Genomic DNA, 8,851 nt, shown 5'->3' with positions numbered 1-8,851 from the left:
CGATCACGGGTTTGCCCTTCCGATCGACTGCGAGGGGTGCAGAGTCATCCTCCGCAGCCATCGCCTTCATCACGGCATCGACCAAACCGACCGGGGCTTTCAATCCGGTCGATTTCGCGGCCTCCGGGAACGCCTTCGGGAGGTCGTTCCAGGGGGTGCCGTCGAGGGAGCGCAGGATCGCGGCGTGACCCTCGGTGAAGTCGCGGCGGCTTCGCAGTGGCTCAACAAGTTCGTCGTTGAAGCGCGTGGCGAAACGCGCCTGCTTGTACACGGGAACGTCGCGGAACATGAAGTCCTCGGGAGTCATCACGCGAGAGATCGCAGGGTCGGCCTGATTGAACGCCTTGTACGCCTCCATCAGCGTTTTCCGATGGTTCTTCCCCATCTCGCGGCGCTTGTCACCCATGGGTTTCCGCAGGGTATCCCACTGACCCGATCCGTCGATCAGCTGGATCTTGCCCTTGCGCTCAGGGTCCTTATTCGTGTCGAGGATCCAGACGTACGTCGCGATACCGGTGCCGTAGAACATGTTCGTGGGCAGTGCGACGATTGCGTCGATCAGGTCCTCCTCGAGGAGCCACTGGCGGATCGAGTTCGGCCCGTTGTCGCTGTTGAACAACGGCGATTGGTTCGAGACGACGGCTGCTCGGCCGCCCTGACCGTTCTTCGCCGCCGGGCTGAGCTTGGAAGCGCAATGAGCGAGGAACAGCATCTGACCGTCACTGGTACTCGGCAGCCCGTGGCTGAATCGCGAACCGTGAACTTTTGCCTGTTCCTTGACCGCCTTCTCGTCCGCCTCCCAGTCGTTACCGAACGGAGGATTGGAGAGCACGTAGTCGAAGGTCTGATCCGCGTACAGATCCTCGATGAGGGTGTTGCCCTGCTTGATAGCGTCCGGTCGGCCGCCCTGGTTCAGCAGGTCGGCTTTGCCGAGGGCGAACGCCGACGGCATGAGTTCCTGCCCGTAGAGCGTGACGTCGATCTTTCCGTTCATCCGCTTGAGCGCATCCTGCGCGACGAGCAGCATGCCGCCGGATCCGGCTGTGGGGTCGTAAATTGAACGCAAGGCACTCTCACCCGCAAGGCCGTCGTCATCGTTGGTGATCAGGATGTCCACCATGAGCTTGATCGCATCGCGCGGGGTGTAGAAGTTACCCGCGGCCTTGCCCTTCTTGTTGAAGGCCCGGTACATCACGTCCTCGAAGACGTCGCCCATGGCGGTGTTCTCGAGTTGTCCTGGTGACAGGTCGAGCTTCGAGAAGTGCTTCACCACTGACAGGAGGCGGTTGGCGTCGGCGAGAACCTTCGCGCGGCGGTTGAACTCGAAAGAGGTCCAGATGTCGGCGATGTTGTTCGAGAAACCGTCGATGTAGCTCTGCAGGGATTTGGCCACGTTGTCGTCGACCGACGCAATCGTCGCGAGGTCGAGCGGTGAGACGTTGTAGAAGCTCAGCCCGAACTTGTCCTTCACCGCGATGTCGATCAGATGTGGCGGCATCCCGGCAAGTGAGGCAACGAACGCAGTCACCTCCTGCTTGGTGTCCGCGAGCATGCACTCCAGCCGGCGGAGCACCGTGAACGGGAGGATGTAGTCGCCGTAGTCCTCCTCGTCGACTATGTGTCGGAGGTACTTGTCGGCCGTGTCCCACACGATCCGTGCGGTCGTCGTATTGTTCGCTGCGTCAGCCAATGTGTTGCCCTCGATCGGTCCCGGTCACCCGTCAGAATGTATCGGAAACGTTACATCGAGGTTGGGGTATTCGAAGAGATTCCACTGCTGCATGTCGCGCAGCGGTGACTACGGCGAGGCGAGTCGCTGGGCGGTGACAACCGCCAGGTCAGATGTCTATGTCTAATACCAGTTTCGCTCCGGTGCGCCGCATCATCTCGAACGGGTCCATGTACGTGGCACCGATCGCGGTGCAGGCATCGGGGATCTTCACCCGCTTACGCGAGTTCGGTTCCGGGAGTTCGTGGGTCACCAGGACGTGATTGTGGCCACGAGCATGGGCCACCAGTTGATAGTCGGCCTGGTTGCCAGTGAACGCCGCGAGTGCAGCTGGGGTGAACGGGCGAGATACCGCCCACGCGGTGAGCGCTGGAAAATGTGCCGTCGTGTCCTGATCGATCGGCTGGAAGAAGGAACCGTTCGTCTTCGCCCACTCCGCCAGTTCATCGTTGCCGTCAACCAACTCCTTGCGGACGGCCTCAATGCTGCCCACCTCGCCGGCGGCGTGGGCATTTTCAAGCCACTCCCAGAACCCGGGTGCGATGTCGAAGGCGTAGTAGCGATTCTTCGCGTCGATGAGGACGTTCGCATCAACCAGGTACATCAACCGACCCCGATCTCGTCAGCGAGGCGGGCGAAGGTCTCATGCTTCTTGGTCCCGAGCAGGTTGAAGGCATCCCGGAAGCTTGTATCGCCCTGGTAGGTGCTGGTGACAACCGCGCGGGCGAACTGGCGGCTCAGGCGTAGCGGCTGGGTGTTGTAGTAGTTCCCGCCGGAGTTCTCCCCGCGGCGACGTTTCGCCAACTCGATGACTGCATCCCTCTCCGCCTCGTACCGCTCCCGGTAGTCGTCCCATTCGAGGAAGCGTGCATCGAATAGGCGCTTGAGGATCACCAAAGTGCTCACGCGGTACCGGCGCGCCAGGCGGGCCAGCTCCTGGGGTGTGGGCTCGCCCTGATAGTCGCGGCGGAGTGCGGCCAGCGGGACCAAGACCTCTGCGGCGACATGGTTGCACCACAACTCGTCGGACACGCCCTCGCGCACCATCATCGCGGCGTCGGATAGGGCGCTGCCGCCGAGCCAGACATGGCCGAGTTCGTGAATCAAGGTGAAGATCTGCGCCGCCTTGGTGTCGGCACCGTTGGCGAAGACCAGCGGAGCGATCGGATCGGAAAGTGCGAAACCGCGGAACTCCTCCGGGTCCAAGGCACGGTGCGTGTCACCGCCGACGATGCCGTTCACCATCACGAGCACACCGATGGCTTCGATGCGGTCGATCAGTTGCCGTAGCGCATCGTCGGAGTTGGTGAACACGGCACGTTCGGTCAGGTCAAAGTCGATGGCCTCGCGGATCGCCCGCGCTGCGTCGGCGACTGGCGTGTCGGTGGTTGCGGAGCCTACGAACTCCAACTGAGGGGCGCCGTGGTCAAGGGCGTAGTCGCGGTACCACTCCTGTCGGGTCTGACAGATGTAGATCGTGTCCAGCAGGTCGACGGAAGGGCGGGGCACCCTGGCGTTGCCGACCGTACGCATGTCGGGGATGGGCATAGGCTCGTTCGGCGGTTCAGGTAGGAACAGCAAGCCGAACGGGGTATGGGTCGCCTGCGCGAAGCTCTCCAACTGCTTGAGGGTCGGCTGACGCTCACCGCTCATCCACTCGTCGAGCTTCGGGGCGCGGCGTTGGGTGGTCTCGTCGTCCCAGCCAGCACGCTCGACGGCCCACTCCAGGAGGCTGGGGGCGACACTGATACGTACTACCACGGTGCCCGCCACCTCCTTCCGTGCACGGTGTCAGTGTGCCGCAGCCGGCGTACCGGGGCATATCGACCCCGCCGATGAGATTCAACCGATACGGCCGACTCAGAAGTCTTGGTCCACCCGGCGGAGGATGTTCGCCAGCACGATCACCGAGTCTGCCGAGATCCCGGCCTCCCGCCGCGAGGGTTCTGTGGAGTGCTTCACGCTATGCGCCAGCTCGATCGTCTTGACCACGACGCCTCGGATCGCTTCGTTGTCCTTCCCCGTCAGGGAGTCCTCGACGTAGCGGCTAATGCGGAGTTTCGTCTTGTCGGGCGAGAGTTCGGTTTCCCCGTCGCGCACGTGAAGCGCGGGGTCGTACACCGTGCGGCTGATGGCCTGCAGCACGGCAACCGAACGGTTTCCCACGTCCCGGTAGTCCTGAGTCGTGGCAGCGCTGCGGAAGCGGCGACGCAGCTCCGTCAGCTCGACGTCTACCTTTGACCACCCAGTCTTCGCGTGCGGCGACACTGCCTCTGCGTTCACCGCGCGAAACTGGGCCTCTTCAAGCTTGTCGAGCTGCTGTTGCACCGGGCCGAAGAACTCCTCCAGCAGGACGCGGCGGGCCTGCCAGGAATAGGCGCAGTCATTCTTGACCCAATGGGTCTTGAAACTCCCGAAGTTCCGCCATGGGAAGTCAAGCTCGATGCCGACACGTTGCAGCGTTGCCTTTAAGGCGCGTTGCGTCAGCGCGATCTGTTCCTCGTCGAGGCGGGTGGCGCCGTCCGTCCCGCACGCCTTCAGCTCGTCCCAGACGAGACCCGTCAGCGCGATCGCGACGTCTAGGTCATCGACGCCAGCCACCGGTCCGAGCCGCAGTTGGCCCAACAGGTCGGCGCGCAGCTCGGTGGTCGGCGAGCCCCACCCGTCCGGCTCTGTGCCGACGGCGAAGAAGTCGTCCTGGATCATGGTCGCGACGGTACTGCTTTCCACTGACATCTCCGTCGTTGTAAGCGGTGGAGCGCACTCGGGCTACGCGGCTCCGAGCGCTTGCTCAACGAGCACTGAGAACACGAAGTGCAGGTGCGCCGACGCGCGACGTCGTGGTTGCTTGTCGGACCTAGCTTTTACCCTTTGAAGATTGCGGACGAAGCGATCTTGGCGTCGATAGACGTGCTGCTCGATGAGAGGAATGTCCACCGATGGGTAAAGGTGCTCGACTTCGTAGGGAGCGCGCGGAGAAGGGCGAGCGGGCAGCCGCGCGACCGATTCGAGGTCTCTTCGGGCTGCAGCCGCAGGGCGGACCTTTCGGGGCAGCCCCGAGGTGGAAACAGCCGAGCACACCCGACGAAGCGATCACTCAAATGATGCAGTTCATGAAGTCGATGCCGCAGTTGATTGTCTGCGGGCGCCTGGGTCTGAAACCACTAACGGACCTGCAACGGCGCGAGTTGCTTTCCGGTGCTGACCTTTTCGAAGCACTCGAAACCGTCGCCCGGCTTCAGGGACGTTGGGACGTCGCATTCACCACGACTCAGCGCCCGGACCTCGTCGAGGCCGAATTCCTCGGTGAGGGAAAGGGCGAGGCGTGCAGGCGGGCACGCAAGCGAGTGACGGAACACCACGACCTACTGATCTCACCCCGAGCGACCGCACAGTTGCAGCGGGAGATCATCGAATACGCGTCGGTGGACGAGACGGCTGAGTCGATCGATCGCAACACGCTGGTGCATGTTCTGTTGTCGATCACTTCCGAGCAGAACAGTAGTCCCGAGTTCGCTGGCGATGTACCGACACCGGACGAGATCGCCACGTTGGAGCGCGAGATACCGAACATGGGTTTGGAGGAGATGCTCGAATACGCGAAGAAGCTCATCCCCGACGAGGTCGCGTCGAACCTCTACAACATGCCTTCGAAGTACGAGATGGTGCTGTCGAACACCCACGACCTGTGGTTTGCGCCGTGGGCTGAGACGTCTAAGGCGACCGGCCTTGGTGCAACACCCGCCGAAGCATTCAAGATCGGCACCGGCGTCGAGCTCCTTGGCCTGCTACGTCTCGGCCACCGCATCGTCAAGCGCAGCAGCGGCGACCACCAGGTCAGATTCACCCGCGACGAGCTGGTCTCCGACGGGGTATCCGACGCGGCGATCGATTATCTGATCAAGCACATGGCTCTGACGCTAGAGGGGTACAGGAAGGCGCTGGCGGCGGACCGCGAAGCGGGCGACATCGCGCACCAGCGGTTCACCTTCACGCAGTACCCGTTTATTGCCCTCGACGCGGACACAGTCATCATGATCCGTCACCAATGGGCGATGGAGCGTCTCTGCGGACAGACGCTGTACCACGAAGCGTGGTATGCCCTCGGCAGTCAGTCGAGCGGTCTCGGGAACCGCTTTAAAAGCGCTATGAACGATGCGTTCGAGGTCTTTGTCGGCGGCATCCTCCACCGGACTGCCAAGAAGGGCAAGGGAATACAGAAGATCGTCGATGAGTCGGATATGCAGGTCGCGTGGAAGGAAAAGAAGGACGAGACACCTTCCGTGTGTGACTGGATGCTGCTAGGTGAAGGTCACTGCGCCGTCATCGACGCTACAAATCACGCCGTGAAAGCTGACGCCGCGCAGGGGCTGGCGACCTTCGACGAGTACGCCGCCGACATCGACAAGATCTACGTTGAAGGCAAGTTCAAGCAGCTGCTGTCGACGATCGACCTGGCGAAGAAACACGGTGGCTGGGATGGCGAGGTAGTCGACGGCGACACGAATTTCGTTCCGCTCGTTGTCTTACCTGACACCGGCGTACCTACCGGAATCATCACAAACTTCGACATCATCGAACGAGGCCGCAAACTCTTTGGACACCTGCAACCGCATGTGTACCCGCCAGGGCTGATCACCGTCTCGGACGTTCAACTGCTCGAAGGAATGGCCGATTTCGCGTTGAGCTTGCCGCAAGGTGCCGGCGACGACCGGAACATCATGAAGCTGCTCGCAGGGTGGCGTCATGCAGTGATATCGCAAGGCGTTTCTTCCCTGCAGATCTTTTTGCACCGCCGCGGCTTCCCGCTGCCGCTTAGCAGGCACATCTTGGGTAACAGTCGCAAGGTGATGAAGTTGCTCGACGCAATTTAGGCATTGGTGCGGTCGGATTGGTGGTCACGCACGGACAATCGACAGCGCCACTGAGAGTTGCAATGCGAACGCTGGCCCGTCGTTGACCAGCGCATACCCGCCGGCCAGTCCACCTTGATTGCAGAGCGCTCGTCGTCGTCGCACTCGCCGGTGTTTCACCACATCGGTTTGGCGGTCGACGCGCGGAACCAGGCGGGAGGCCGTGCGTGGCACTACAGCGGTGGGGAAGCGACTGGTCGAATCGCCATAAACCGCTTGGCTCCGTGACCACCGCCGCACGATCCGCCGGGCCGCCACGTACGCGTCCTGAGCAACCTCGACGACAGTGACGGCTTTCTTGAGGCCGTAGACGCCCCAGAATCGGCCAGGGCCGCGTCCGGGTTGCTGCCACGGTTCGGGCACTATGTGCTGATATTCTTTGTCGCCGTGCAGGTTTGGTGATGAGTGCTTGGTGAAGTAGATGGCCAGCCGCTTGGGGTCGCAGGCCTTCAGTCCATCGCGCACGTCGATGGCGGTGCCGGCCAGCCGGTGCCGAGCCTTCTGCACTGGGTCGGGATGGTCGACAACCTCAGCCCACGTCTCGGACAACCACTGCGCGAAGCCGCGACCCGAACGGCCTGGTGATATCGGCGGCGTCATCCACAGGTGGATGTGGGGTGCGCCGCGCCGCTGGAACTCCAGTTTCCAGATGTAGCGGGCCGGTTCACCGTATTCGCGTTGGAAGCGTTTGCGCCACAGCATCATATGGCGTTTGACGCTGGCCCCGTTGGGGGCGACGGTTTCCCAGTCTCCGGGGTAGGTGAGCGTGACCATGGCGGGAACCCGACCGGATTCCACCAGCGGGCTGTAGTCGAGTTCGGCGAAGGTGCGGCACATTGTCGACCGTGATTTGCGGGACCACTCTGTGATGACAGCGCCAGCGCCGCGCTGGTCGGCCGCCGAATTGCTCCGTCGTGTCGAAGACACGACGGCCTGATCATCGTTCCCGGCTGCGAAGGCGAGATCGTTCCTCACTTGTAGCTTCGCGTCGTCAACGTCACGTTGGTGATGACCGACGGCCCGTTCTGCTGTTTTCTCGGCCCGGACAGGATTGCTCCATCCGAGCCGCACGACACCGGGGCCGATGGAGATGCGGAACCGTCCGGATTCGGGTTCGGTACCTCTACGCTCAGGACCGCAGGCCCACGGTGTCGCTGGCTCGAACAATGTTGCAGCCGCGGTGACCATCTCGGGGCTGGGGAACCGCAGTTCCAATGCGTCGATCGCCCGCAGCTCGCCGGTCGCGAGCCCGTCGTCAACTGCGTCGCGGACATTTTCGGCACATATAACAAGCCCGCCGGCGAACGCCGGGTCGAGGCTGGGTGCCTCGGTCGACGTCCGGCCGACCGCTGCCGCTCTCCCGCCCTGCGGCCTGGCGGCCTCGGGCGCTCGCGACCTCCCGTCAACCGAGGCCCCGGCTGAGCCGGGCTCAAAGGGCGGCTGTTCGGATGCCGATGTCGCGCCGTTCGTCGACGGTGTCGAGGCGGTGGCTGATGATGCGATGCTGGGCATCGGGGTGTCTGCTCCCCGGAGGCCCCGACGCCGCCCACAACGCAAGCGGCGACGCCGAAGCTCCTGGTCGGGAGTGCGGGCACCGTGTCCGGTCTATGTCCGTTCGTCGGACAGACTGAATACGTCAGCGCAGCTCAATGCGGCGCATACGACGCACAGACGCAGATAAACCGCAGGTCAGTGGCTATCCTGCCCGCCTGAAAAGCGGAAGGTCGGCGGTTCGATCCCGCCCCTGGCCACAGGGTCGGTGGCGATGCGATCGCGCCATACCGAGCGATCCGCCCAATCCAACGTGCAAGTTTCCGTCGCTACATTTCCTCCTGCGCGTTCAACGAGGGCTCCGGGGCCTGCCCTGCTGGTCAGCCAGGTCGCTGCGCATCTCCGCCAGCAGCGGCTGCAGGATCTCGGCGACCTCGCCCATCTTGTGCCGTGTCACCAGCAGGTCGAGGATCTGTTCCAGGGTCTGTGGCGGGTTGGGGGTTGGTCCGGCGATTCGACATCTCGCGCAAGGCACGCACTCCTGCGTGCGGATGCGCGGAGACGGTGTTGGCGGCGAGCTGAGGGCAGCGCGATACACAGGGACAAGTTTTTCAGACCCCTTCGGCAGGTCAACGCTTGCGTTTCGCCTTGGCGAGCAAGGCGGCGACCTCGTCGGCGTCGGCATCCGCGAACTCCGCTGAGCTCTCGGTGATGAACC

At 63.0% G+C, this 8,851-nt stretch carries 7 protein-coding genes and 1 tRNA gene; 2 read left to right on the top strand and 6 right to left on the bottom strand.

All coding sequences use genetic code 11. From position 1 onward, the window contains the following. From AC2VOU_RS03980 to AC2VOU_RS03965, 4 genes are all read right to left on the bottom strand, one after another. The coding region (locus AC2VOU_RS03980) for a type I restriction-modification system subunit M (RefSeq protein WP_486956180.1) at positions 1–1,651 on the bottom strand (1,651 nt) is incomplete at its 3' end. 187 nt (positions 1,652–1,838) lie between these two features. Continuing rightward, entirely contained in the window at positions 1,839–2,333 is a 495-nt protein-coding gene (locus tag AC2VOU_RS03975) for a DUF4411 family protein (protein ID WP_486956179.1), read from the bottom strand. Further along, on the bottom strand, positions 2,333–3,490 hold the full coding sequence (locus AC2VOU_RS03970) for an ImmA/IrrE family metallo-endopeptidase (RefSeq protein WP_486956178.1): 1,158 nt from the start codon (positions 3,488–3,490) through the stop codon (positions 2,333–2,335). Before AC2VOU_RS03970 ends, AC2VOU_RS03975 begins: the two co-directional genes overlap by 1 nt. 99 nt (positions 3,491–3,589) lie before the next feature. After that, positions 3,590–4,435 carry a hypothetical protein gene (locus AC2VOU_RS03965; RefSeq protein WP_486956177.1) on the bottom strand — a complete coding sequence of 282 codons (846 nt, stop codon included), beginning with the start codon at positions 4,433–4,435 and terminating at the stop codon, positions 3,590–3,592. A 407-nt stretch (positions 4,436–4,842) separates the two neighbouring features. Between AC2VOU_RS03965 and AC2VOU_RS03960 the strand changes: the two genes are divergently transcribed. Next, positions 4,843–6,603, top strand: a complete 1,761-nt coding sequence (locus AC2VOU_RS03960; protein WP_486956176.1) for a hypothetical protein — start codon at positions 4,843–4,845, stop codon at positions 6,601–6,603. A 24-nt stretch (positions 6,604–6,627) separates the two neighbouring features. Here AC2VOU_RS03960 and AC2VOU_RS03955 read toward each other — a convergent pair whose 3' ends face one another. Continuing rightward, complete coding sequence (locus AC2VOU_RS03955) at positions 6,628–8,154, bottom strand: rolling circle replication-associated protein (RefSeq protein ID WP_486956175.1); 1,527 nt, start codon at positions 8,152–8,154, stop codon at positions 6,628–6,630. A 174-nt stretch (positions 8,155–8,328) separates the two neighbouring features. Here AC2VOU_RS03955 and AC2VOU_RS03950 point away from each other — a divergent pair. After that, positions 8,329–8,393: transfer RNA gene (locus tag AC2VOU_RS03950), tRNA-Phe, on the top strand. A gap of 89 nt (positions 8,394–8,482) precedes the next feature. Here the strand turns inward: AC2VOU_RS03950 and AC2VOU_RS03945 are convergent. After that, positions 8,483–8,668, bottom strand: a complete 186-nt coding sequence (locus tag AC2VOU_RS03945) for a hypothetical protein (protein WP_486956174.1) — start codon at positions 8,666–8,668, stop codon at positions 8,483–8,485. Positions 8,669–8,851 lie beyond the last annotated feature (183 nt).

The sequence above is a fragment of the Mycobacterium sp. TH-M25 genome (genome assembly GCF_057473665.1).
Note: the sequence above shows the minus strand (reverse complement) of the source record. Positions and strands in the feature narration are given on the sequence as shown.

What these genes read in the sequence shown, in the direction of transcription:
- AC2VOU_RS03955 (WP_486956175.1), bottom strand. Translation starts at nt 8,154, where the DNA reads ATGCCCAGCATCGCATCATCAGCCACCGCCTCGACACCGTCGACGAAC.
- AC2VOU_RS03975 (WP_486956179.1), bottom strand. Translation starts at nt 2,333, where the DNA reads ATGTACCTGGTTGATGCGAACGTCCTCATCGACGCGAAGAATCGCTAC.
- AC2VOU_RS03960 (WP_486956176.1), top strand. Translation starts at nt 4,843, where the DNA reads ATGAAGTCGATGCCGCAGTTGATTGTCTGCGGGCGCCTGGGTCTGAAA.
- AC2VOU_RS03965 (WP_486956177.1), bottom strand. Translation starts at nt 4,435, where the DNA reads ATGATCCAGGACGACTTCTTCGCCGTCGGCACAGAGCCGGACGGGTGG.